Origin of the sequence: Bacillus sp. FJAT-29814, assembly GCF_001510715.1 — a bacterium.
In the GTDB taxonomy this organism is placed as follows: Bacteria; Bacillota; Bacilli; order Bacillales; family Cytobacillaceae; genus Neobacillus.
Map to the genome: position 1 here is coordinate 357,494 of NZ_LMTJ01000008.1, position 23,275 is coordinate 380,768.

Genomic DNA, 23,275 nt, shown 5'->3' on the forward strand with positions numbered 1-23,275 from the left:
CTAGACAATAAAAAGGAGAGATACATAGATATGGATTCCTTTATAAAAATCCGCCGTGATCTTCATCAGATTCCGGAACTTGGATTCCAGGAATTTAAAACCCAGGCTTATTTAATGGAATATATTCAGTCTTTGCCTCAGGAGCGGATTGCCATAAAACCATGGAAAACAGGACTTCTGGTAAAGGTGCATGGCCAAAATTCGCAGAAAACAATCGGTTATCGGACAGATATCGATGGCCTGCCTATTGAAGAAGAAACAGGTCTGCCATTTGCTTCAACACATGAGGCGAGAATGCATGCCTGCGGCCATGATATCCATATGAGCATTGCGCTTGGGGTGCTTACCCACTTTGTACAAAATCCGATAGATGACGACCTGCTATTCGTGTTTCAACCTGCCGAAGAAGGGCCAGGCGGTGCTGAACCAATGATGAATTCAACAGAATTTAAGGAATGGAAACCAGATTTGATTTTTGCCCTCCATATTGCACCGGAATACCCGGTGGGGACAATTGCCACCAAACCAGGGTTGCTTTTTGCTAATACATCCGAGTTATATATTGATTTAAAAGGAAAGGGGGGACATGCCGCCTATCCGCATCAAACAAACGATATGGTAATTGCCGCCTGTACCCTTGTCAGTCAGCTGCAGACAATCATATCACGCAATGTAAATCCGCTTGACAGCGCCGTTATTACCATTGGTAAAATTAGCGGTGGAACCGTCCAAAATATTATTGCCGAAAAAGCCCGGCTTGAAGGTACGATTCGCACCTTGTCACCTCAATCCATGAAAAAGGTTAAACAGCGCATTGAGTCGCTCGTTAAAGGAGTCGAAGCAGGCTTTGAGTGCGAGTCTTCCATTGACTATGGGTCCATGTACCATCAGGTGTACAATGACGAGGAAGTTGCCAAAGAATTTATTGAGTTCAATTACCAAGACCCTGAAATTAAAGTGGTGGAATGCACCGAAGCCATGACTGGAGAAGATTTTGGCTATATGCTAAGGGATATTCCCGGACTCATGTTTTGGCTTGGAGTGGACTCCCCCTTTGGCCTGCATCATGCAAAGCTTAATCCAAATGAAGCGGCAATCGATGTTGCGATTAGGGTTATGACCAGTTATTTATCGTTCAAAGGGACTAGGAGTGAGCCAGGGTGAAATTGCGTGAGCCAATGCCTGAATTAAATGGTGCTGTTGAATGGTTGAACGGCCAAGTGACAAGGGAGGGTTTGGTAGGCACGAAGCCAACATTGATTCATTTTTGGTCAATCAGCTGCCATCTGTGTAAAAAGGCAATGCCGCAAATTAATCAATTCCTTGATGATTATCGGGATCGATTAAATGTTATCGCTGTTCATATGCCAAGGTCTGAAAATGACCAGAACATTGAGGAAATCAAGCATGACGCCTCATTTCACGGCATCAACCACCCAATTATTGTAGACAGCAATATGACAATTACTAATGCATTTGACAACAAATATGTTCCTGCTTACTATATTTTTGATAAGGACGGCCAGCTTCGCCATTTTCAAGCAGGCGGAAGCGGCAAGACGATGCTGGAAAAACGAGTCATTCGCCTCCTTGATGAAACCGAAAAAACGAAATAATAAACCACTAACAAAAAGCTGCATCATCTGAGATTGTGGCTTTTTTTGTGCACATTGTAACCTTCGCTTTTTTTAACCGTCGGTAATAATAAACAATGGTTTAATAAGACATAAAGGGGTGTTGGTTTTGGGTATGAAAAAACTGTTCATTCTCGTTATTTTTATGTTGTTTGTCGGTATGGCAGGCTGCAGCAATGCTGGCAGCAGCAAGGATGAAAGTGCAAAAATGAGTGTCGAAAATAAGGCAGTGATGGATTCAGCGAGTTCCGGCGGCGCAGAGAAAAGCGCCCTAACCAATCAGGAAAGCGATCAATCCAAGCCAGATGAGACAGTGACCGTACAGGTACAGAATAAGATGGTCATATACCAAGCCAATCTTGAACTAAGGGTAAAGAAATTTGACCAAACTGTCAGAGCCCTTGAAGAAAAAGTCAGCCAGTATGGCGGTTATATTGCCGAGTCAAATGTAATACGCGAAGGAAAAGAGCTGCTTAACGGCAGGCTGACGATTCGACTCCCGCAGCAACATTTTCAAGAGTTTTTGCATGATGCCGAAGGGCAAGCTGCCGAAGTATTGCAGAGAAATATAACCGGTCAGGATGTGACCGAGGAATATGTTGACCTAGAATCGAGACTAAAATCTAAACGGGTAGTAGAGGAGCGGTTGCTTTCCTTTATGAAGGAAGCGGCAAAAACAGAAGATCTATTAAAAATTTCCGCGGATTTGGCAGCGATTCAAGAGGATATAGAAACAATAGAAGGAAAAATGAAATTCCTTGAAAACCAAACATCGTTTTCAACCGTGACTATTACGCTTTATGAAAATAAAGTAGTTGTTCCGGATATCGATAAGGACCAACTCAATACATGGGAAAAAACAAAAAAACAATTTATGAAAAGCACTAATGTATTATTGTCATTCTTTTCAGGCTTAGTTGTTTTTACAATTGGCAATTTACCGATTCTAATAATATTTATCATACTTGCTGCCCTCGGTTTTATTATCTATAAAAAGAAAATGGGTCGCCAGCGGCAAGAGTAATGGCTGAAATCTATCTCTATATTAAAAGGCGAAACGGTGTTAAAATGAAACGAGTTAGATCAAAAGATTTTTCCTGGGGGAGTTTATTGTGAAGAAAAGTTTTGCGGTAATTGGTCTTGGGCGATTTGGAGGGAGCATTTGCCGCACTTTGACAGATGAAGGAATGGAAGTACTGGCAATTGATATAAATGAGGAACGAGTCAATGAATTTGCCATGATTGCCTCTCATGCGGCCGTAGGTGATACGACCGATGAAGCGGTGTTAAAAAGCCTGGGGATTCGAAATTTTGACCATGTCATTGTCGCAATTGGCGATGACATTCAATCCAGCATTCTGACAACGCTGATTCTTAAAGAGCTGGGTGTCGCCCGCATTACGGCTAAGGCCCAAAATGACTATCATGAAAAGGTGCTCAGAAAAATCGGAGCAGACTTTGTAGTCCATCCGGAAAGAGATATGGGGAAAAGAATTGCTCATAACATGACGTCCAGCAATGTTGTTGATTATCTTGAGCTTTCTGACGAGCATAGCATTGTGGAAATTGTCGCTAATGGAAAGCTTGGCGGTCATACCATCATGGACTTGGATATCCGCAAAAAGTATGGCTTGAATATTGTAGCGATAAAAAGAGGAGAAGATATTATTGTCTCACCACAAGCAACAGAAATGATCCACGTCAATGACGTGTTAATCGTCATCGGCACGGACCAGGATATCGACCGGTTTGAGAAAAAAGTAATGGAATAAAAAAGAGAAGCCCTGCGGCTTCTCTTTTTCTATACTTCCATGATAATTGGCAGAATCATTGGTCGGCGTTTTGTTTTTTCATAGAGGAATGGTGCCAACGTGTCAGTGATTTCATTCTTGATTTCGGACCATTGGCTTGTCTTTCGCTCCATTATTTTGTTTAGGTGCTTTGTAATCAGGGCTTGAGCATCGTTAATTAAATCTCCAGATTCACGCATATAAACAAAACCGCGGGAAATTAAATCAGGTCCGGAGGCGATTTTAAATTCCTTCATGTTAATGCTCACGACGACAACGACCAATCCCTCTTCGGATAGAATCCTCCTGTCACGCAAGACGATGTTTCCGATATCACCAACGCCGCTTCCATCAATATAGACAGAACCAGATGGAATTTTTCCGGCAACCTGTGCCGAATTTTCCGAAAGTGCCAGCACTTCACCGTTATCCATTATAAAGCAGTTTTCTTCTTCGACACCGCAATCCACTGCAAGCTTAGCGTGCATTTTTTGCATGCGGTACTCGCCATGAATCGGCATAAAGAATTTTGGTTTGATTAAGCGGAGCATCAGTTTCTGTTCCTCTTGGCCGCCATGTCCGGAAGTGTGAATATTGCTTAATTTTCCGTGAATGACCTCGGCACCGGCCCTAGACAGCATGTTAATGGTCCTGCTTACGCTTATCGTATTTCCCGGAATTGGCGACGAGGAAAAAACCACCGTATCCCCAGGAATGATTTGTATCTGCCTGTGGGTGCCATTTGCAATCCTTGACAAGGCGGCCATTGGTTCACCCTGGCTGCCTGTACAAAGGATGGTTACCTTGTCCGCCGCCAAACGGTTGATTTGCCCTGCGTCAACAAACGTATCCTTTGGCGCTCTGATATAACCCAAATCTAACCCAATATTGATGGCTGCTTCCATACTTCTGCCGAATACCGCAATCTTCCTGCCGTTTGCCACTGCCGCTTCGGTTACCTGCTGTAGGCGGTGGATATTGGAAGCAAATGTGGCAAAAATAATCCGCCCATCTACTTTTCGGAAAATATCGTCAATGCTTTCTCCAACCCGTCGTTCAGACATGGTGAAATCAGGGATTTCACTGTTGGTGCTGTCCGAAAGGAGACATAGCACCCCTTCTTTACCGATTTCGGCCATTTTTGTCAAATTGGCCGGTTCGCCGACAGGGGTAAAATCAAATTTAAAATCACCGGTATGGACAATTTGCCCTGGCGGTGTTTTCACAACAACTCCGTAAGAATCTGGAATGCTATGAGTAGTACGGAAAAATGTAACGGAGGTTTTCCGGAATTTGATGATATCGTCCTCTTTAATATCAATTAATTTTGCATTTCGAAGCAGTCCGTGTTCCTCAAGTTTGTTCTTAATTAGACCGAGCGCAAGCTTTCCGCCGTAAATAGGGATATTCACTTCCCGAAGCAAATAGGGGATACCGCCAATATGGTCTTCGTGACCGTGGGTTACGAACAACCCTTTTATTTTGTCTTCGTTTTTTACTAAATAGCTATAATCCGGGATGACATAATCAATGCCCAACAGTTCGTCCTCGGGAAATTTAATTCCGGCATCAATGAGGATTATTTCATCCTGGAATTGCACACCATAAGTGTTTTTGCCGATTTCACCCAAGCCTCCAAGGGCAAAAACAGCGGTTTGATCATTTTTTACAAATTTCATAAATTATCATATCTCCAATACTTTAAAGTTTTCATTTTGTTGTTCATAGTCCAAATAGGCTCCTTTAACTTGCTGAATATATTCAACGTTTACCTTGCGGTCAGCCAGTTTAGAATAAACTTCTCTTACTGATTCTGCTTCGATAAAAACAGTTTTCGTTTTTTCTCGTACAGGAACCTCGTTAATGCTCTCTTGGTAAAATACTTTAAATATCATTACTTTCGCTCCTTATTTAACATAACTTTTTCTATTATATAAAACATTTTCATCTTTTTCATTATTTTGCTATGGAAAGCTTTGGTTCCGGTTATGGATTCTATGTAAAAAGCACCTATCTATCCAATTTACAATAAGGAAGGAGCCCTTCGCAAGTTTGAAGGGCTCAAATGTTTAGGCAATGGATTTTTTTCTGAGTAAATCTTTCCACTGTTTTAAGAGCTTCTTTCTTAGCTTCTTCAACATAGTGGATCATCTCCTTACTTCTTATTTTAATATATCCTTGTCCAATGTAAAGCAGCTCTTGACAGATAATTAAAATTTTTTGTTTTACTGTTTTTTTACTATTATTATATGGTGAAAATGTGGAATTTTTCATGGATAATCATGGAATCTCTATGTCATTTGCACTGTACAATAAAAAAATCCGGTCGGAAAAACAACCGGAATTAGCGTTCTATAGCTATGGCCCCTTCAATTGGCTTGAATGGGTCTTGTTTATCAATATGGTCGTAAAACATGATACCATTTAAATGGTCAATTTCATGTTGAAAACAAATGGCCGGAACCCCTTTCAGGCGCAGTTTAACCTCTTCGCCATCCATGTTGTAGCCTTTAACCGTAATGCGTGCATACCTTGGCACATAACCAGGGATGGCTTCATCAACAGACAGACAGCCTTCACCCGATTGTAAATACGCCTTTTCAACTGAATGGCTGATAATTTTCGGATTAAATAATGCATGGCTGAGTAGGTTTCCTTTATCATCAGTCAGATGGACAGCAATCATCCGTTTTGAAACATTTATCTGCGGTGCGGCTAGACCAATCCCCGGACGTAGGCCATACTCTTCAGCAATCTCGCTGTTTTGGCTATTGATTACATATTCCAGGAGACTGCCGAGGATTTTTTTCTCCTCTTCGGAAGGGGGCATTGCAACTTCCGCAGCGACTTTCCTGAGTGTAGGATGGCCATCTCGAATGATATCATCCATCGTTAACATCATTTTTCACTCCCAAATGCGAATAAAGTTATTGTAAACATTAGTTTAACAAACAATCTAAAAAATGTTAATTATTTATTGTCAAACCAGCCCCATACCCGATATAGTAAAAGTGGACTAGGAGGGGCTGGCGTGATGTATTTTAAAAAATATCCATTCATTTTGATTGTTTTCATGCTTACTGTCGGTTTAATCGGATGTTCTGACAAACCAAACGACCCCACTGAGAAAATGTATACGATACTGGAAAACGTGGTATCTAAAGAAAAACCATTTGAAAACCAGCAAGATCCGCTGGTTGCTTTGGAAAAGAAAGAAAAAAATCTATATAATCAAATTTTAAAGCTGGGAATGAAAGAGTACGGCCAAATTGTGAAACTTGCTGATGAGGCCTTGGCTTCTACCGAGAAACGGAGAGAACTGTTCGAAACGGAAACGGCCAGCTTGAAAGAATCTGAAAACGAATTTAGAAAAGTGGCAGATTTAAAAGAGGATTTTGACAATCCAGAGCTGGGTCAATTGGCAGATGGGCTTTATCAAATAATGGAGAATAGATACAGGGCGCATGACGAATTGTACAGGCAATATACCAAGGCGATAAATCATGACAAAGTATTATATGGAATGTTTAAAAATAAGGATATTCCCCTTGAAGACCTTCAAAATCAAGTTGAAAAAGTAAACGATGCCTATCAAAAGGTATATACAGAAAATGAAAAGTTCAATAAATATACTGAACAATACAATGATAAGAAACTTTTATTTTATAAAAAAGCTGGCTTGGATCCAGCAAAATAATCCACAGAGAATCAGCCCTTATTGTGCTGGTTTTTTTGCTATATTATAACAATTAGAAATTTGTGTTGGATTTTATATAACAGAATGAAGTGAACGGGTGATACAGAATAAATTAAATCGCAAACAGGAAAATAATATGATGATGTTGAAAAATTATAAGGCGTAGTATTTGACGATAGAATATCGATGATGTAAACTCGAATAGAAGTTTGGTAATTGTATCAATAATATTTTAATAAACATTGATACAGATTAAAAAACATAAACACCAGTGACTTGCGCTTGTATTTATATATTTTGGGCAAGCTAACTAAGTGGATTTATTAAAACTTTTTAATGAATAAAAGAAAGGAAGATGTGACGAAGATGGCTTCGAAAACTCAAAACGCCCCATTGGATGCAAAAAAGGGACTTCAGGCAGTTGAAGAGCAGTTTCAAACATTTCAAATCTTAAATGAAGAAGGGGAAGTCGTTAATGAAGCGGCTATGCCTCAATTAACGGATGAGCAGCTTCAAGAATTGATGCGCCGTATGGTGTATACAAGAATTCTTGACCAAAGATCTATTTCCTTGAACCGTCAGGGAAGATTGGGTTTCTATGCTCCTACTGCCGGGCAGGAAGCATCCCAATTGGCTTCGCAATTTGCTCTTGAAAAAGAAGACTTTATTTTACCAGGATATCGTGATGTACCCCAATTAATCTGGCACGGCCTGCCATTATATCAGGCATTCCTATTTTCTCGCGGACATTTCCAAGGTAACCAGATTCCTGAGGGAGTCAATGTACTATCACCGCAAATCATAATTGGTGCACAGTATGTTCAAGCCGCAGGTGTTGCGCTAGGCTTGAAAAAGAACGGCACAAAAGCGGTTGCCATTACTTATACAGGTGACGGCGGTGCTTCTCAGGGCGATTTCTATGAAGGAATCAACTTTGCCGGCGCCTTCAAAGCTCCAGCAATTTTTGTCGTGCAAAATAACCGGTTTGCGATTTCTACTCCAGTAGAGAAGCAGTCGGCAGCAAAAACGATTGCGCAAAAAGCGATGGCTGCAGGTATTCCTGGCATCCAGGTTGACGGTATGGACCCACTTGCAGTTTATGCTGCAGTTCGCGATGCGCGTGAACGTGCCATCAATGGTGAAGGTCCGACATTAATTGAAACATTAACCTACCGTTACGGTCCACATACGATGGCAGGGGACGACCCAACACGTTATCGTACAGCAGACCTCGATAATGAATGGGAAAAGAAAGACCCGCTTGTACGTTTCCGCAAGTTCCTTGAAAAGAAAGGCTTATGGAGCGAAGAAAAAGAAAATGAAGTCATCGATCAGGCAAAAGAAGATATTAAAGAAGCAATCAAAAAAGCAGATGCTGCTCCTAAACAAAAGGTTACTGATTTAATGTCGATTATGTTTGAAGAGATGCCTCATAACTTAAATGAACAATATGAAATTTATCAAGCAAAGGAGTCGAAGTAAGTCATGGCTCAAATGACAATGATTCAAGCGATAACTGATGCATTGCGTACGGAACTGAAAAATGACCCGAAAACATTAGTTTTCGGTGAGGACGTTGGGGTTAACGGCGGTGTTTTCCGTGCGACTGAAGGCCTGCATAAGGAATTCGGCGAAGACCGTGTTTTTGATACGCCACTTGCAGAATCCGGTATTGGCGGTTTATCAATCGGCCTTGCCTTGACTGGATACAGACCAATTCCGGAAATTCAGTTTTTCGGTTTCGTCTTTGAAGTATTTGATTCGATTGCTGGTCAAATGTCACGGATGCGTTACCGTTCTGGTGGACGTTACAATATGCCGATAACAGTTCGTTCTCCATTTGGCGGTGGCGTTCATACCCCGGAACTTCACTCTGACAGCCTTGAAGGCTTGATGGCGCAGACTCCAGGTTTAAAGGTGGTTGTCCCGTCTACCCCTTATGACGCCAAAGGATTATTGCTATCTGCTATCCGCGATAATGACCCGGTCATTTTCCTTGAGCATTTAAAATTATACCGTGCCTTCCGTCAAGAAGTGCCAGAAGAGGAATATACAATTCCACTTGGCAAAGCGGATATTAAACGTGAAGGTACTGACTTAACCATCATCACTTACGGAGCGATGGTCCATGAGTCGTTAAAAGCTGCTGATGAACTGGCGAAGGAAGGCCACTCTGTTGAAGTGGTGGATTTACGTACAATCAGCCCGCTTGATATTGATACTATTATTGCTTCGGTTGAAAAAACTGGCCGTGCTATTGTAGTTCAGGAAGCACAAAAAATGGCTGGCGTGGCGGCAAATGTTGTTGCCGAAATTAACGATCGCGCGATTTTAAGCCTTGAAGCGCCAGTATTGCGCGTAGCTGCACCTGACACAGTATATCCTTTCTCACAGGCTGAATCTGTATGGCTTCCTAACTATAAAGATGTCATCGAAACAGCGAAGAAAGTATTAACGTTCTAATAATTGAACAACTGGCTAGAGATGCTAGTTTTGAAACTTGCATTAAACGATCATGATATAGGAGGCTGAATCTCAGTGTCATTTCAATTTAAAATGCCTGACATCGGTGAAGGTATTCACGAGGGTGAAATCGTCAAATGGTTCATCAAAGCGGGCGATAAGGTCCAAGAAGACGATGTCCTTTGCGAAATTCAAAATGATAAAGCAGTTGTAGAAATTCCTTCCCCAGTTGAAGGAACGGTTTTGGAAGTTCTAGTTGGTGAGGGAACAGTTGCTACAGTGGGACAGGTGTTAGTAACCTTTGATGCCCCTGGGTATGAAGATTTACAATTTAAAGGCGACCATGGCGAAGAGGAGGCTCCAGCTCCAGCTCCAGCTCCGGAAGCAAAACAAGAAGCAGCAGCGCCAGCAACGGCAGCAGCAGCTCCTGTAGCACAACCGCAGGCAGAAGTGGACCCAAATCGCCGTGTTATTGCTATGCCTTCTGTCCGTAAATATGCACGTGAAAAAGGCGTTGACATTCGTCAAGTTGCAGGTTCCGGGGATAACGGCCGTGTGCTTAAAAATGATATTGATGCGTTCTTAAGCGGTGGAGCAGCAGTGCCACAAGCAGTTGAAGCCCAGGTATCTGCTGAGGAAACAGCAGCACCACAAGCAACTGCACCAGCTCCAATCCCACAAGGTGAATATCCGGAAACACGTGAAAAAATGAGCGGGATCCGCAAGGCGATTGCTAAAGCTATGGTTAATTCTAAACATACTGCTCCGCACGTTACTCTGATGGATGAAGTCGATGTAACCAAGCTAGTGACACATCGGAAGAAGTTCAAAGAAGTGGCTGCTGCAAAAGGCATCAAGCTTACATTCTTGCCATATATCGTAAAAGCATTAACTAGTGCATTAAGAGAGTTCCCTGCATTAAACACATCTCTTGATGATGCAACAAGTGAAATTATCCATAAGCATTACTACAACATTGGAATTGCCGCAGATACTGAAAAAGGTTTATTAGTTCCTGTTGTGAAAGATGCTGATCGTAAATCAGTTTTCGCGATTTCTAACGAGATTAATGAATTAGCTGGAAAAGCCCGTGAAGGCAAGCTCGCTCCGAATGAAATGAAGGGTGCTTCTTGCACAATTTCTAACATTGGGTCTGCTGGCGGTCAATGGTTTACACCGGTTATTAACCATCCAGAAGTAGCGATTCTTGGTGTTGGCCGCATTGCTGAAAAACCAATTGTTCGTAACGGAGAAATTGTCGCTGCTCCAGTATTAGCGTTATCATTAAGCTTTGATCACCGTATGATTGATGGTGCAACAGCCCAAAATGCGCTAAATCATATCAAGCGATTGTTGAACGATCCTGAACTCTTGCTAATGGAGGCGTAAAAAAATGGTTGTTGGAGATTTTCCAATTGAAACAGATACTATAGTGATCGGTGCTGGTCCCGGCGGATACGTCGCGGCGATCCGTGCCGCCCAGCTTGGACAAAAGGTAACGATTGTTGAAAAGGAATATATCGGCGGCGTATGTTTAAATGTGGGCTGTATTCCTTCTAAAGCGTTGATTGCTGCAGGACACCGTTATGAAACGGCGCTACATTCCGAATCAATCGGAATCACTGCCGAAAACGTCAAAGTTGATTTTTCTAAGGTTCAGAACTTCAAAGCCGGGATTGTAAATAAATTAACTGGCGGTGTTGAAGGCTTATTAAAAGGCAATAAAGTCAATATTGTCCGTGGCGAAGCCTATTTTGTCGATGCGAATACACTTCGGGTAATGGATGAAAATTCGGCTCAAACCTATACATTCAAAAATGCCATAATCGCTACCGGTTCACGACCAATCGAATTGCCGACATTCAAATATTCAAATCGAGTGCTCAATTCCACTGGTGCGCTAAACTTGCCGGAAATCCCTGAAAAAATTGTCGTGATCGGCGGCGGGGTTATTGGAATTGAACTTGGCGGCGCCTACGCAAACTTTGGCAGCCAAGTAACGATTTTAGAAGGTGCCGAAGAGATTTTGGGCATGGGTGTTTTTGATAAGCAAATGGCTTCCCTTGTCAAACGGGCTATGAAGAAAAAAGGTGCTGAGTTCTACACTAAGGCACTTGCCAAGGGCGTTGAAGAAACGGAAAACGGTGTAGTCGTAACGTTCGAGACAAAAGGCGAAGAAAAGAAAATTGAGGCTGATTATGTGTTTGTCATGGTTGGCCGCCGTCCAAATACCGATGAAATGGGTCTTGAACAGGTTGGAGTTAAATTAACTGACCGCGGCCTAATTGAAATCGACAAGCAATGCCGGACAAATATCGGCAATATTTATGCTATTGGTGATGTTGTTGCTGGACCTCAATTGGCTCACAAGGCATCATATGAAGCAAAAATTGCAGCCGAGGCGATTGCGGGACATCCTTCAGAGATCGATTACTTGGGTATCCCTGCAGTAGTCTTCTCCGAGCCTGAGTTAGCTTCGGTTGGCTATACAGAGGCGCAGGCCAAAGAGGAAGGGATTGAGGTTGTTGCAGCCAAATTCCCATTCGCGGCAAATGGCCGGGCGTTATCACTCGAAAGCGGTGATGGCTTCTTAAGATTAATCACACGCAAGGAAGACGGTCTTGTTATTGGAGCCCAAATTGCGGGTGCGAGCGCATCTGATATGATTGCTGAACTCGGATTAGCAATTGAAGCCGGGATGACTGCAGAGGATTTGGCTATGACGATTCATGCCCATCCAACACTTGGTGAAATTACGATGGAAGCAGCCGAGGTTGCTCTTGGAAGTCCGATTCATATTTTAAAATAAATAAACAAAAGTCCTCTCCTGTTATGTGGAGAGGATTTTTTTATTATACTTAATTATTTGCGAATTAATGGAATTAATCGGTTTTATTTTTTATACTTAAACTGTATAGCTTCTAATATATTATGTTAAATAATGTTTTAGCGTGGTGATATGAATGAGGGTCTATATCGTCATACTTCTGCAATTTATGATTTGGAGCGGTTACACATTAATTGAATGGTTATCAAAGCATGACCAAATGATTTATAAAGTCATGATGTTTTTTGTCTTCTTTTATTTGGCATTTGTCATAGGCTCAAAACTGACAAAATCAGGCCCGAAATCTTTATTTATTACAACATTAAGCCTGGTGATTTACACGTCGATCCACTTTACGATGGCCAGATTTATTCATTAAAAAAAGCCCCATAAGGAGCTCTTATTTTCTTGGATAGAAGTACATCACTCTTCCGTTAAACAGGTGAAGTTCTCCCTGAAGTTTTTTGGCGAGAAATTTGCAGAATTCATTTGCTTTTCCTTTATCCCCGAAGGTTGATTGTTCAGGCAATGTCACTTGGACATAAATTTGTTCCCGTTCTTCTCCGGCCTCATTCTGAATGGTCTCAGAGTCGACACCAACCAAAATAGCAAAGTAACGGTCATGATTGGAATGCAAATAAAACCATTTTTCTTTTCCTTCTTCCGTTTCTTTTATTTCATAAGGGAATGCTGCATCTTCATATTCCCAACCTGTTTGGTTTCCGGCTTTTTTAGTAATGTCTTTATAATAATGAAATAATTCTTTTACCTCATCAACTGTAATCGTTTGCTTTGCAGATGAAGGCACAAGTTTAATAAATGCATTCGAAGCCATCATCATTCCCCCTTTTAATCCATAATGTTCTTCTTTATTCTAGCATTGAACGAAAACTAAAGACAATGATAATAAATTATTTTAGACGTTTCTTGTTATTTTAGAAAAAATATATTTTTATCATGATGTTTGTTCTCCGCTGTGATTAGTTTTAAAGTATAACAAAAAGGCCTATACGGCCTTTTTATACGGTTAAAAATATTTAATGTGACATACAATTTGGGCTTGAAAAATTAAATGTGTTATATTATTATAGTCTCAAGGATGTTAAAAACGGTTTCATTAATGTGTTTATTCCATTGAAAAGGGGATTGAACCGATGGGTACTCTTGTATGCCAAAACTGTAACTCAACAATTGACCATTTTGAAGACGAAAAAGTAACCGTTTTATATTCAAAATGCAATTGCTGCTGTGACCATCAACATGATGAAGAGCTATAAACAAAATCGCCTATAAAAAATAACAGGATTCCTGATCTGGAATTCCTCAGATTGTCGAGAAGGGTATTTATCTCGGCAATTTTTTTTGATCTAAATAAAGATTTTTCCCCTGCTTATGGGCCTGTTGATTTCTAGTGGTGGGTAGTATAGGAAGGTTATATACGACCGAACGAATGAATTGCCTAGCGATGGGTAGCATAGGATGGCTATATGCGACCGAACAAGTGAATTTTACAAGCGGTGGGTAGCATAGGAAGGCTATATGCGACCGAACAAGTGAATTTATCAAGTGGTGGGTAGCATAGAAAGGTTATGTGCGACCAGACGAGTGAATTTATCAAGCGATGGGTAGCATAGAAAGTTCGTATACGGCTCGTTGACTCATTCTTTAAAGCAAATGGGTAGGAGAGAATGGCCGTATTGTGTGGAGGGTACCTACAGATTAAGAACTCTGTTGAATTGCGTGTAAGGCACGTAGACTCCTGCGGGAGTACGGGGCAGGGGAGACCCCGCAGGCGCTTCAGCGCCGAGGAGGCTCCCCGGCACGCCCGCGGAAAGCGAAGTGCCTGAAACGCATTCAACAGACGATTTGCATAGACCATTGTATATAAAAAGAACGAATAAAAATAAAGGCTGTCGATGCTCCTTCGACAGCCTGATGCTTATTGGATTGCTTTATATTCCTTAATGACATGAATTGTTTTTAGGTCATCGTCTTCAGGGCCTTGGACAGGGAGGCCGGCATCAATATTCTTCTGAATATAATGGAGGTTCTCTTTTGTAATGATTTCCCCCGGTATCATAATTGGGATCCCAGGAGGGTATACCATCACAAATTCAGCAATGATTCTGCCCTCGGATTCCGCAAACGGAATGACTTCTGTTTCCGCATAGAAAGCGTCCCTTGGTGTCAGGGCAAGCACCGGAATCTCGGGAAGCAGCACTTCAACTGGCTCGATTTTTTCAGCACGATGTTCAAACTCACGGGAGAGTTCGGCTAGTGCATTAACCAATATATCTGCCTCATAATCTGTATCCCCGAACGTGACAATACAAAGGATGTTATATAAATCGGATAACTCCACTTCAATATTATATTTTTCACGTAGCCATTTTTCCACTTCATAGCCCGTTAGGCCCAAATCTTTTACAGAAATGATTAATTTGGTTGGGTCATAATCAAAAATGGCTTTCGCATCCAAAATTTCCGAACCGGCGCAATAGAGATGGTCAATCTCATTAATGCGTTTACGCATCGATTGTGCAAGGTCGATCGTTTTATCAATTAATTCCCTTCCCTTTAGTGCTAGTTGCTTCCGGGCTACGTCAAGGGAAGCCAGCAATAAATAGGAGGTTGAAGTAGTTGTCAGCATGCTAAGAATCGATTGAACATGTTTGACAGGAACCAGCCCTTCTTTGACATTTAGAATCGAACTTTGTGTCATAGACCCTCCAAGCTTATGGACGCTAGTAGCGGCCATATCCGCACCGGCCTGCATAGCAGAAAGCGGCAGGTCATCGTGGAAATGGATATGAACTCCATGAGCCTCATCGACAAGAACAGGTACATGATAGGAATGGGCAATATCAACAATTTTTTTCAAGTCCGCAGAAATGCCAAAGTATGTTGGGTTGATGACCAAAACCCCTTTTGCATCTGGATGCTGCTCTAGTGCCCGTTTCACGGAATCAGGTGTAATGCCATGGGATATCCCCAGATTGATGTCAATTTCCGGATGGATAAATACCGGAATCGCACCCGAAAAGACAATGGCCGACATGACGGATTTATGAACGTTTCTCGGCACAATGATTTTATCTCCAGGTCCGCAAACGGCCATTACCATGGTCATAATTGCGCCGCTCGTCCCTTGGACAGAGAAAAAGGTATAGTCGGCACCAAAGGCTTCCGCGGCCAAATCCTGGGCTTGTTTGATCATCCCCTTTGGATGATGAAGATCATCGAGTGGACCAATATTAATAAGATCTATCGACAGGGCATTATCACCTACAAATTGACGGAACTCCGGGTCCATGCCGGCCCCTTTTTTATGTCCGGGAATATGGAATTGCACCGGATTTTTTTTTGCATGGGCTGTTAATCCGCTAAACAGCGGAGTTTGATGTTGAGACAATTTATAACCACACCTTCTTATACACAAATTATCAGATAAAAATAGAAAAAATCATAAAACAAGTGAATTATAGCACTAATCACTGTCATTGCATAGGATTATTAGCTTGCATTTTAAACTTAATTTAGTTTCCCAAAAATACAGGAAAATTACCCTTTTGAAGCGAAATAACAAATTAGAAAATAGAGGAGGAATATTCATGAATTGGTCCACTAGAGTAACAGAAATCCTAAATATCAAATATCCGATCATTCAGGGCGGCTTGGCCTATTTAGCCTATTCCGACCTTGCTGCCGCAGTTTCCAATGCCGGAGGTCTGGGGCAAATTACTGCCATGTCACTAAGCAGCCCTGAGCTGTTAAGAGAAGAAATCAAAAAGGTTAAAAAATTGACAAACAAACCATATGGCGTAAACTTTGCGATTGGGCAGCATGGCCGGCCGTTTGCGGATTTTTTACAGGTTGTGATCGAGGAGGAAGTACCGGTAGTGTCTATGACAGGGGGAAATCCTGCGCCTATTTTTGCACAATTGGATGGAACTTCGATTAAAAAGCTTGTCCTTGTTGCCGCGAGAAGGCAAGCAGTCAAAGCAGAGGAGCTTGGTGCTGATGCCGTCATGGTAGTGGGGCAGGAAGGGGGAGGCCACCTAGGTCGCGATGATATTGGAACCATGGTGTTAATCCCACAGGTGGTTGATGCTGTTTCAATCCCCGTTATCGCTTCTGGAGGCATAGGAGATGGGCGGGGACTCATGGCCGCGCTCAGTTTGGGGGCGGAAGGTATTGAAATGGGAACAAGATTTATTGCCACCAAAGAATGTGTCCATGCCCACGAAGGATATAAGTGGGCATTGGTTGGAGGCAGTGAGTCAGACACTGCGGTCATTAAACGCAGCCTTGGTGCACCGGCGAGAGCCATTGCTAATCGCTGGACAGACAAAATTCTCGAGTTGGAAAAAAACAATAATGGTTACGAGCAACTAAAAGAGTTTATCAGCGGCGAAGCGAATAAACGCTACATATACGACGGCGCCTTTGATGAAGGTTTTGCCTGGGCAGGGCAGGTAATGGGGCTAATAAAAGATATCCCTACCGTTGCTGAATTATTTGACAGGATGATTAAGGAAGCGGAACAAATCCGTGCAAAATGGGGACAATAACTAGAAAAGCGGAAGCGCCTTGACCAGGGGCGACAGGCATAAGACGAGCCGGCGGGAAGGCTGCATTTTAGCCTTCATGACGGATTGGCTTATGACCCCGAGCCCCTAGGCGCTGGAGCTAGACATGTGGTATTATATTCTTTAGCTTACTGTTAGAGGGTGAAGGAATGGAATACCAATATCCAATAGATTATAGTTGGTCAACCGATGAGATCATTGATGTAATCAAGTTTTTTGAAACTATTGAAAAAGCCTATGAAAACGGAATCGGCCGTGACGAACTCATGCAGTCGTACCGAAGGTTCAAGGAAATTGTCCCGAGTAAAGCCGAAGAAAAAACTATTTGCGGCGAATTTGAGGAAATGAGCGGTTACTCATCGTACCGGACAATCAAAAAGGCAAAAGAAGCAGCTTCCGGAGATAGAATAAAAATGAATAGATGACAAAAAGCTCCCGTCAACACTAGTTAAGGGAGCTTTTTGTTATTTATTTGATGTTTGCAGCAACTTTATAAAGTGGCGCAACCTTTGAAAACACCTCATTGATTTGCTGTAATAGACCTTCTCTGCCCATCTGGATCACTTGTTCACGGTCAATCGTATAACCGCAGAGCAGCTCCGCTTTTTTGATGGTCTGCAAGCGGTCGATTAAAGCTAATAACTCATTCTTTTTCAATGGTCCATGAGGGATGGTTTCGGGTTTCGTATGGTCAACTGACCAAACGAAATCCTTTGGTATCTCTTTGCAAATGCTGGCGGCCTTTTTAGTCAATCTTTTGCCTATCTCCTGTTTTTGCGGGGCTTCATAAATTACCGCAAACCAAATAAATAGATGGGTGTTCCACAAGCCGATTTGAAAATGCGGCAGCATTTTGTACCCTCTTGGATTATTGGCAAACGCCACCCACGTATCCTTCGGCGGGTTGACTGTCCGTCTTGCATGTTTGGCTACGTGGACAAACATTTCATCACCTGTGGCAGCCTCCAGTAATGGTGCATAATATTCTCCAAGGCTTTCCAATTTTGGCCGTATCGTACACTTAAGCGCATCCATTCTTTCCTCTAAGCCTTCAATTAAAAAGACATCGAAATCCTCTTGAGTAAATCCGTGAAAATCCATGACAATACCCTCCAGCTAACCGTTTCCTCAACATTGTAGCATACCGTTGAAAGACCTGAAAAATTTGATGCCTCTCTGGGTTAAAGCACATATTTGTTCCAAGATAATAAAATTCCTCATATTATACAGTAAAACATTAACCGAAATTTACCCAAGGGGAGGAGAAAACGTGAAACAACTGATGAACACTTCATTAAAAAAATTCGGTGACAGGCAAAAAACAGCTGTACTAAGATTGGAAATGGATTATGAATTGGCAGTGTTATTCGAAGCAATAGAGGAAAAAGACGACAAGAAAATAAAAGATTGTAAACAAAAATTGGAAAAAATCCGTCAAGAACTTCTGCGCCTGAAAGCATTTTAAAGTAATTCAGTATCACTATCTAAGGGGATCCAAACTAGAATGAAGGTATTGTTGATTTTATTGCTATAAAACGAACTCCAAACAATCAAGGGGAGTTCGTTTATTATTGCGACTACATATCTGCTCTCACAGTAAGTTTCAAGAGTTAAAAAGTTGAAGTACGGAAGCAATTTGATTAAGCTAAAGATACATGAATTTCATTATCTTGCCTCATACTAGGTACATTGAAAACTTGTGTGAGCCAAGTGATTTGGAGGGCCATATGAATTGGGAAATTGTTTATTCCCATGCTAAGCAATGGGTAAAGGAAGCAGGCGAAAGGATTAGACAATCCTTCGATCAAACCCTGAATATAGAAACAAAAACGAATCCGAACGACCTCGTAACCAATATTGATAAGGAAACAGAACAATTTTTTATAAAAAAAATAAAAGAGGTCTACCCAAGCCACAAAATATTGGGTGAAGAAGGCTTCGGTGATCAAGTTGACAGCCTTGAGGGAACGGTCTGGCTTATTGACCCGATTGATGGGACGATGAATTTTATCCATCAGCAGCGAAATTTTGCTATTTCCCTGGGAGTGTATGAAAATGGAGTAGGAAAAATTGGACTCGTGTATGATGTTGTCCATGATGAGTTATACCACGCCTTTCGTGGAAAAGGGGCCTTTCTTAACGAGAAATCGATCCCACCTTTAAAGGGGGCCTCAGTAAGCGAATCAATTATTGCCCTAAACGCAACCTGGGTCATGCCTAACTACCGAATTGACCATCAACTGATGATTCCGCTCGTCAGGGATGCAAGGGGGACAAGGTCATACGGAACGGCTGCACTGGAAATTGTATTTGTCGCAACGGGCAGAGTAGACGCCTATATCTCGATGCGCCTATCACCATGGGATTATGCCGGCGGTGCTGTCATTGTTGAGGAACTGGGCGGCATTATCACCAATTTAAGGGGAGAGAAGCTTGACTTTCTTTCCAAAGACTCATTGTTTGTGGCAAAACCCGGTCTCCACCAAACGATATTGACGGAATATCTAAAGGACGGAAAATGGTAAAGAAGCCGGCTCATTCGAACGGGCTTCTTTTTTATTTCCGCTTCTTATTTACAGTTCGCCATTTTCCCGCATTCTTTTTTTAGTTTTAAACCCAAGCCCCATTACAACTATGATGGCAAGAATACAACCAATTGCCCCAACCATGCTCTTTTCCGCAATGGCGATGCCGATTCCCATGATTAACGCAGCTGTCAATATGGCATATATGAGTAAATTCCATTTTACTTGGTTCATTTTATTACCCCTTTTGAAGATTATATTTTCATTCTACATAAAATACTTTCAGGTTTCCACATCTATCTGGTATAATGTTTTAGTTGTGTATCAAAAACTATAAGTAGCTTTTAATTGAATAAAGGCAGGAGTGGAATTTTTGAAAATTAGAAACGATATTCGAAATATAGCAATTATTGCGCACGTTGACCACGGAAAAACAACCTTGGTTGACCAGTTGTTAAGGCAGGCAGGAACCTTCCGTTCGAATGAGCATGTCGAAGAACGGGCAATGGATTCCAATGATATAGAACGGGAACGCGGCATCACGATTCTTGCCAAGAATACGGCCATCCAATATAAGGATACAAGAATTAACATTTTGGATACTCCAGGACATGCTGACTTCGGCGGCGAAGTTGAACGAATCATGAAAATGGTCGATGGGGTCCTTCTTGTGGTTGATGCCTATGAAGGCTGTATGCCGCAAACTCGGTTTGTCTTGAAAAAGGCGTTGGAACAAAATTTAACCCCGATTGTTGTGGTGAATAAAATTGACCGAGACTTCGCACGTCCGGAAGAAGTGGTCGATGAAGTGATTGACTTATTCATTGAACTCGATGCATCAGAGGATCAACTGGAGTTCCCTGTGATTTACGCATCGGGAATCAACGGTACTGCAAGTTTAACCCCGGACAAACAGGATGAAAACATGCAGTCTCTTTATGAATCGATTATTGAAAACATTCCGGCCCCGGTGGATAACCGCGAGGAGCCGCTTCAATTCCAGGTTGCATTGTTGGATTATAATGATTATGTAGGCAGAATCGGAATTGGCAGAGTGTTCCGCGGAACGATGAAGGTAGGGCAGCAGGTCGCTCTTATGAAGCTTGATGGCTCTATTAAACAATTCCGTGTTACGAAAATTTTTGGTTTCTTTGGCTTAAAGCGTGAGGAAATTCAAGAAGCGGTTGCTGGAGATCTAGTGGCTGTTTCCGGGATGGAAGATATTAACGTCGGTGAAACTGTTTGTCCTGTTGAACATCAGGAGGCACTGCCGGTACTCCGAATCGATGAGCCGACCTTGCAAATGACCTTTGCTGTTAATAACAGCCCGTTTGCCGGCCGTGAGGGGAAATACTTAACATCGAGAAAGATTGAAGAGAGACTTCAGGCACAATTGCATACGGATGTCAGCTTGCGTGTTGATAATACTGACTCACCCGATGCTTGGATTGTATCCGGCCGCGGTGAACTGCATCTTTCGATTTTAATTGAAAATATGCGCCGTGAGGGATATGAACTGCAAGTTTCAAAACCTGAAGTAATCGTCAAGGAAATTGACGGGGTACGATGCGAGCCGATTGAGCGGGTGCAAATTGATGTCCCCGAAGAGCATACCGGTTCTGTTATGGAATCATTGGGAATGCGCAAAGGTGAGCTTCTTGATATGATTAATAATGGCAGCGGTCAAGTACGGTTGATCTTTCATGTTCCGGCCCGCGGTTTAATTGGCTATACAACAGAATTTTTAACATTGACACGCGGATATGGAATCATCAATCATACGTTTGACAGCTATCAGCCTATGGCGCAAGGACAGGTTGGCGGCAGACGCCAGGGCGTACTTGTTTCAATGGAATCAGGAAAAGCTTCGACATATGGTATAATGCAGGTAGAAGACCGTGGTACAATATTCGTTGAACCGGGAACGGAAATTTATGAGGGGATGATTGTCGGCGAGCACACCCGTGAAAATGACTTAACTGTCAACATCACAAAGGTAAAGCAGGCAACAAACGTCCGTTCAGCCAACAAAGACCAAACATCTGTGATTAAAAAGCCGAGAATCATGACACTGGAAGAATCATTAGAGTACCTAAACGAAGATGAGTATTGTGAGGTCACACCGCAATCAATCCGTCTTCGCAAGAAGATATTGGACAAAAACGAGCGTGAACGGCTGGCGAAAAAGAAAAAATATGCCGAAATGAGTTAATGTCAAGGAGTGCATGTATACTATGGAAGGATTAAATGCTTATTCCCCCAGTTTTAGATTTTTTGTTCAGTTAACTAACGATTTAACAACGGCAGGATGGTTACAATACCTTTTCATCATTATTTTAACTGTTATTGTTTTTAGACTTGGTTTCGCAAAAAAATTGCCACTTCTAAAAAATATTGTGATTTATGTTAGTTTATCGATAGGCTGTTTTATTTTGTTATTCTTTTCATTTAGTTTACCAGTTGCTGAAAGTCTTTCAGTTGCTGCGCTAATTTTAATAATATATAAAATCCGTCTTCATAATTCAAAAAAGGTGGAGACAGAGGCTAAATAATTGGGGGTTTTATCATGCGGTCCTTCCAGGATGTCCTGTATAATTGGCTGACGATTAAGGTGGTTTGTGATGCCCGTCCCAATGATACCGCGGCCCAGGAAACACGAGCTCATTTTGAGGAAGTATTGGCGGATGAATATCATGTATCAAATATTGACATCACCACCGACGATGTCATGTATTATGTGTCTTGCCAAAAGGGAGAAGAAGAGAAAAAAATGAAGTTCCCGCGGGAATTAATTGAGGTCATGTTAAACCAAATTAATCTTGAGCCGGAGAAATACGAGAACTATCCAACTGAGGAATAAAGAAAGAGGCTGTTTTTTAAACAGCCTCTTTCTTTTTTATGCTATAAAGTCCAGGGGTTTCACCAATCGTCGCCATTCGTTTTCGGGCGATAGAGGCGGAAATTGCCGGATTCCAAGCGGAGATTCGTTTTTTCCTTGATCCGATCGTCGCAGTGTTGGCACATATATGTATGAATCGGGCGGTTGCGAAGGCGCTTTGCAACCGGAGACTCATCCTCTATTGTTTCTATTTTATCGCATAATACGCATTTTACTCTCATTTGGGCACCTCTTTAAATTGTCTGTTACTATATTTGTTATTATACTATACCACGCAGCCGGGTTGAAGAATATAACGGGTTGTTTAAGTTGATGAATAAATGGGATAGTAGTAATATGAGAATATCTGTTTTACAGAAGTACATAGGAAAGCAAAGGGGTTGTAAATATGGCTAATCAAGTGGAACCAAGGTTGTTAAAGCCATTATACGATGAACTGCAAAAGGAACGGTTTGTAACTTTGGCGACGATTGATTTTGAAACAGGAGGTCCGAATGTCAGCGCGATTTCCTGGGTGTTAGCCAAGGATGAGGAAACAATATATATAGCTGTTGATAACAGGTCAAGGATCCTTGAAAATATCAAAAATAACAATCAGGTTGTTATTAATATCATCGCCAATGAATCAACATATTCAATTTCAGGAACCGCCTGGCTAAAACTGGAAAGACTGCAGGATGTACCATTAAAGCTTGGGTTAGTGGAGGTTAATATTAAAGAGGTAAGGGATGTCATGTTTTATGGCTCCAAAATTGTTACTGAAGTGGAATATGACAAAACCTACGATAAAAATGCTGCCGAAAAATTGGACAGGCAGGTTATGGATGCTATGAGAAAAGCTTAGTGTATTG

General features: G+C 41.8%; 27 protein-coding genes. 19 read left to right on the plus strand and 8 right to left on the minus strand.

Features of this window, described 5'->3' with window-relative positions; translation table 11 throughout:
- The first annotated feature begins 30 nt into the window (after positions 1-30).
- The 4 genes from AR334_RS21975 to AR334_RS21990 all read left to right on the plus strand — a co-directional run bounded on the left by AR334_RS21975 (position 31) and on the right by AR334_RS21990 (position 3,406).
- On the plus strand, positions 31-1,164 hold the full coding sequence (locus tag AR334_RS21975; protein ID WP_066317862.1) for an N-acetyldiaminopimelate deacetylase: 1,134 nt from the start codon (positions 31-33) through the stop codon (positions 1,162-1,164).
- Positions 1,161-1,616, plus strand: coding sequence for a thioredoxin-like domain-containing protein (locus tag AR334_RS21980; RefSeq protein WP_066317864.1), 456 nt, complete (start codon positions 1,161-1,163; stop codon positions 1,614-1,616). Before AR334_RS21975 ends, AR334_RS21980 begins: the two co-directional genes overlap by 4 nt.
- A gap of 133 nt (positions 1,617-1,749) precedes the next feature.
- The gene (locus tag AR334_RS21985; protein ID WP_066318612.1) at positions 1,750-2,658 is read left to right on the plus strand and encodes a DUF4349 domain-containing protein; all 909 of its coding nucleotides are present in this window, start codon (positions 1,750-1,752) and stop codon (positions 2,656-2,658) included.
- Positions 2,659-2,746: 88 nt separating this feature from the next.
- Complete coding sequence (locus AR334_RS21990) at positions 2,747-3,406, plus strand: TrkA family potassium uptake protein (protein WP_066317873.1); 660 nt, start codon at positions 2,747-2,749, stop codon at positions 3,404-3,406.
- 29 nt (positions 3,407-3,435) lie between these two features.
- On the opposite strand, the gene rnjA is transcribed toward AR334_RS21990, so the two are convergent.
- From rnjA to def, 3 genes are all read right to left on the minus strand, one after another.
- Positions 3,436-5,103 carry a ribonuclease J1 gene (gene rnjA, locus AR334_RS21995; protein ID WP_066317878.1) on the minus strand — a complete coding sequence of 556 codons (1,668 nt, stop codon included), beginning with the start codon at positions 5,101-5,103 and terminating at the stop codon, positions 3,436-3,438.
- Positions 5,104-5,109: 6 nt separating this feature from the next.
- A complete protein-coding gene (locus tag AR334_RS22000) occupies positions 5,110-5,319 on the minus strand; it encodes a DNA-dependent RNA polymerase subunit epsilon (protein ID WP_066317879.1) in 210 nt (69 codons plus the stop codon).
- 449 nt (positions 5,320-5,768) lie between these two features.
- Complete coding sequence (gene def, locus AR334_RS22010; protein WP_066317881.1) at positions 5,769-6,323, minus strand: peptide deformylase; 555 nt, start codon at positions 6,321-6,323, stop codon at positions 5,769-5,771.
- 135 nt (positions 6,324-6,458) lie between these two features.
- On the opposite strand from def, the gene AR334_RS22015 reads away from it, so the two are divergent.
- The 6 genes from AR334_RS22015 (at position 6,459) to AR334_RS22040 (ending at position 12,790) form a co-directional block, all read left to right on the plus strand.
- The gene (locus AR334_RS22015) at positions 6,459-7,121 is read left to right on the plus strand and encodes a YkyA family protein (RefSeq protein WP_066317889.1); all 663 of its coding nucleotides are present in this window, start codon (positions 6,459-6,461) and stop codon (positions 7,119-7,121) included.
- Between the two features lie 366 nt (positions 7,122-7,487).
- Positions 7,488-8,603, plus strand: a complete 1,116-nt coding sequence (pdhA, locus tag AR334_RS22020) for a pyruvate dehydrogenase (acetyl-transferring) E1 component subunit alpha (RefSeq protein WP_066317893.1) — start codon at positions 7,488-7,490, stop codon at positions 8,601-8,603.
- A 3-nt stretch (positions 8,604-8,606) separates the two neighbouring features.
- On the plus strand, positions 8,607-9,584 hold the full coding sequence (locus AR334_RS22025; RefSeq protein ID WP_066317896.1) for an alpha-ketoacid dehydrogenase subunit beta: 978 nt from the start codon (positions 8,607-8,609) through the stop codon (positions 9,582-9,584).
- A 75-nt stretch (positions 9,585-9,659) separates the two neighbouring features.
- Positions 9,660-10,973 carry a dihydrolipoamide acetyltransferase family protein gene (locus AR334_RS22030; RefSeq protein WP_066317898.1) on the plus strand — a complete coding sequence of 438 codons (1,314 nt, stop codon included), beginning with the start codon at positions 9,660-9,662 and terminating at the stop codon, positions 10,971-10,973.
- Positions 10,974-10,977: 4 nt separating this feature from the next.
- Positions 10,978-12,393, plus strand: coding sequence for a dihydrolipoyl dehydrogenase (gene lpdA / locus AR334_RS22035; protein WP_066317909.1), 1,416 nt, complete (start codon positions 10,978-10,980; stop codon positions 12,391-12,393).
- Positions 12,394-12,547: 154 nt separating this feature from the next.
- Positions 12,548-12,790, plus strand: a complete 243-nt coding sequence (locus AR334_RS22040; protein ID WP_066317912.1) for a hypothetical protein — start codon at positions 12,548-12,550, stop codon at positions 12,788-12,790.
- A 21-nt stretch (positions 12,791-12,811) separates the two neighbouring features.
- Here AR334_RS22040 and AR334_RS22045 read toward each other — a convergent pair whose 3' ends face one another.
- Positions 12,812-13,246, minus strand: a complete 435-nt coding sequence (locus AR334_RS22045; protein ID WP_172799275.1) for a DUF1885 family protein — start codon at positions 13,244-13,246, stop codon at positions 12,812-12,814.
- A gap of 319 nt (positions 13,247-13,565) precedes the next feature.
- Between AR334_RS22045 and AR334_RS29110 the strand changes: the two genes are divergently transcribed.
- Positions 13,566-13,688 (plus strand): GapA-binding peptide SR1P, encoded by a 123-nt coding sequence (locus AR334_RS29110; RefSeq protein ID WP_082693067.1) that lies wholly within the window; start codon positions 13,566-13,568, stop codon positions 13,686-13,688.
- A 662-nt stretch (positions 13,689-14,350) separates the two neighbouring features.
- On the opposite strand, the gene AR334_RS22050 is transcribed toward AR334_RS29110, so the two are convergent.
- A complete protein-coding gene (locus AR334_RS22050; protein ID WP_066317927.1) occupies positions 14,351-15,823 on the minus strand; it encodes an aminotransferase class I/II-fold pyridoxal phosphate-dependent enzyme in 1,473 nt (490 codons plus the stop codon).
- A 199-nt stretch (positions 15,824-16,022) separates the two neighbouring features.
- On the opposite strand from AR334_RS22050, the gene AR334_RS22055 reads away from it, so the two are divergent.
- Together AR334_RS22055 and AR334_RS22060 are read left to right on the plus strand one after the other, a co-directional pair.
- Positions 16,023-16,982, plus strand: coding sequence for a nitronate monooxygenase family protein (locus tag AR334_RS22055; RefSeq protein WP_066317933.1), 960 nt, complete (start codon positions 16,023-16,025; stop codon positions 16,980-16,982).
- A gap of 167 nt (positions 16,983-17,149) precedes the next feature.
- On the plus strand, positions 17,150-17,425 hold the full coding sequence (locus AR334_RS22060; protein ID WP_066317936.1) for a UPF0223 family protein: 276 nt from the start codon (positions 17,150-17,152) through the stop codon (positions 17,423-17,425).
- A 43-nt stretch (positions 17,426-17,468) separates the two neighbouring features.
- Here AR334_RS22060 and AR334_RS22065 read toward each other — a convergent pair whose 3' ends face one another.
- Entirely contained in the window at positions 17,469-18,101 is a 633-nt protein-coding gene (locus tag AR334_RS22065) for a YktB family protein (RefSeq protein ID WP_066317939.1), read from the minus strand.
- 169 nt (positions 18,102-18,270) lie between these two features.
- Here AR334_RS22065 and AR334_RS22070 point away from each other — a divergent pair, with 169 nt between their 5' ends.
- On the plus strand, positions 18,271-18,465 hold the full coding sequence (locus AR334_RS22070; RefSeq protein WP_066317942.1) for a hypothetical protein: 195 nt from the start codon (positions 18,271-18,273) through the stop codon (positions 18,463-18,465).
- A 262-nt stretch (positions 18,466-18,727) separates the two neighbouring features.
- Positions 18,728-19,525 (plus strand): inositol monophosphatase family protein, encoded by a 798-nt coding sequence (locus tag AR334_RS22075; protein ID WP_066317945.1) that lies wholly within the window; start codon positions 18,728-18,730, stop codon positions 19,523-19,525.
- 48 nt (positions 19,526-19,573) lie between these two features.
- Here the strand turns inward: AR334_RS22075 and AR334_RS22080 are convergent, their stop codons facing one another.
- Positions 19,574-19,759 carry a YlaF family protein gene (locus AR334_RS22080; protein ID WP_066317954.1) on the minus strand — a complete coding sequence of 62 codons (186 nt, stop codon included), beginning with the start codon at positions 19,757-19,759 and terminating at the stop codon, positions 19,574-19,576.
- A gap of 139 nt (positions 19,760-19,898) precedes the next feature.
- On the opposite strand from AR334_RS22080, the gene typA reads away from it, so the two are divergent.
- Genes typA through AR334_RS22095 form a run of 3 tightly spaced genes read left to right on the plus strand, consistent with a single transcriptional unit; the run spans position 19,899 to position 22,385 of the window.
- Complete coding sequence (typA, locus tag AR334_RS22085; protein WP_066317956.1) at positions 19,899-21,737, plus strand: translational GTPase TypA; 1,839 nt, start codon at positions 19,899-19,901, stop codon at positions 21,735-21,737.
- 22 nt (positions 21,738-21,759) lie between these two features.
- Complete coding sequence (locus AR334_RS22090; protein ID WP_066317958.1) at positions 21,760-22,077, plus strand: YlaH-like family protein; 318 nt, start codon at positions 21,760-21,762, stop codon at positions 22,075-22,077.
- 14 nt (positions 22,078-22,091) lie between these two features.
- Positions 22,092-22,385: a hypothetical protein gene (locus AR334_RS22095; protein ID WP_066317959.1), complete on the plus strand. Its 294-nt coding sequence runs from the start codon at positions 22,092-22,094 to the stop codon at positions 22,383-22,385.
- A 59-nt stretch (positions 22,386-22,444) separates the two neighbouring features.
- On the opposite strand, the gene AR334_RS22100 is transcribed toward AR334_RS22095, so the two are convergent.
- Positions 22,445-22,645 carry a YlaI family protein gene (locus tag AR334_RS22100; protein ID WP_066317965.1) on the minus strand — a complete coding sequence of 67 codons (201 nt, stop codon included), beginning with the start codon at positions 22,643-22,645 and terminating at the stop codon, positions 22,445-22,447.
- 167 nt (positions 22,646-22,812) lie between these two features.
- Here AR334_RS22100 and AR334_RS22105 point away from each other — a divergent pair, with 167 nt between their 5' ends.
- Entirely contained in the window at positions 22,813-23,268 is a 456-nt protein-coding gene (locus tag AR334_RS22105; protein WP_066317980.1) for a pyridoxamine 5'-phosphate oxidase family protein, read from the plus strand.
- The last annotated feature ends 7 nt before the right edge of the window (positions 23,269-23,275 follow it).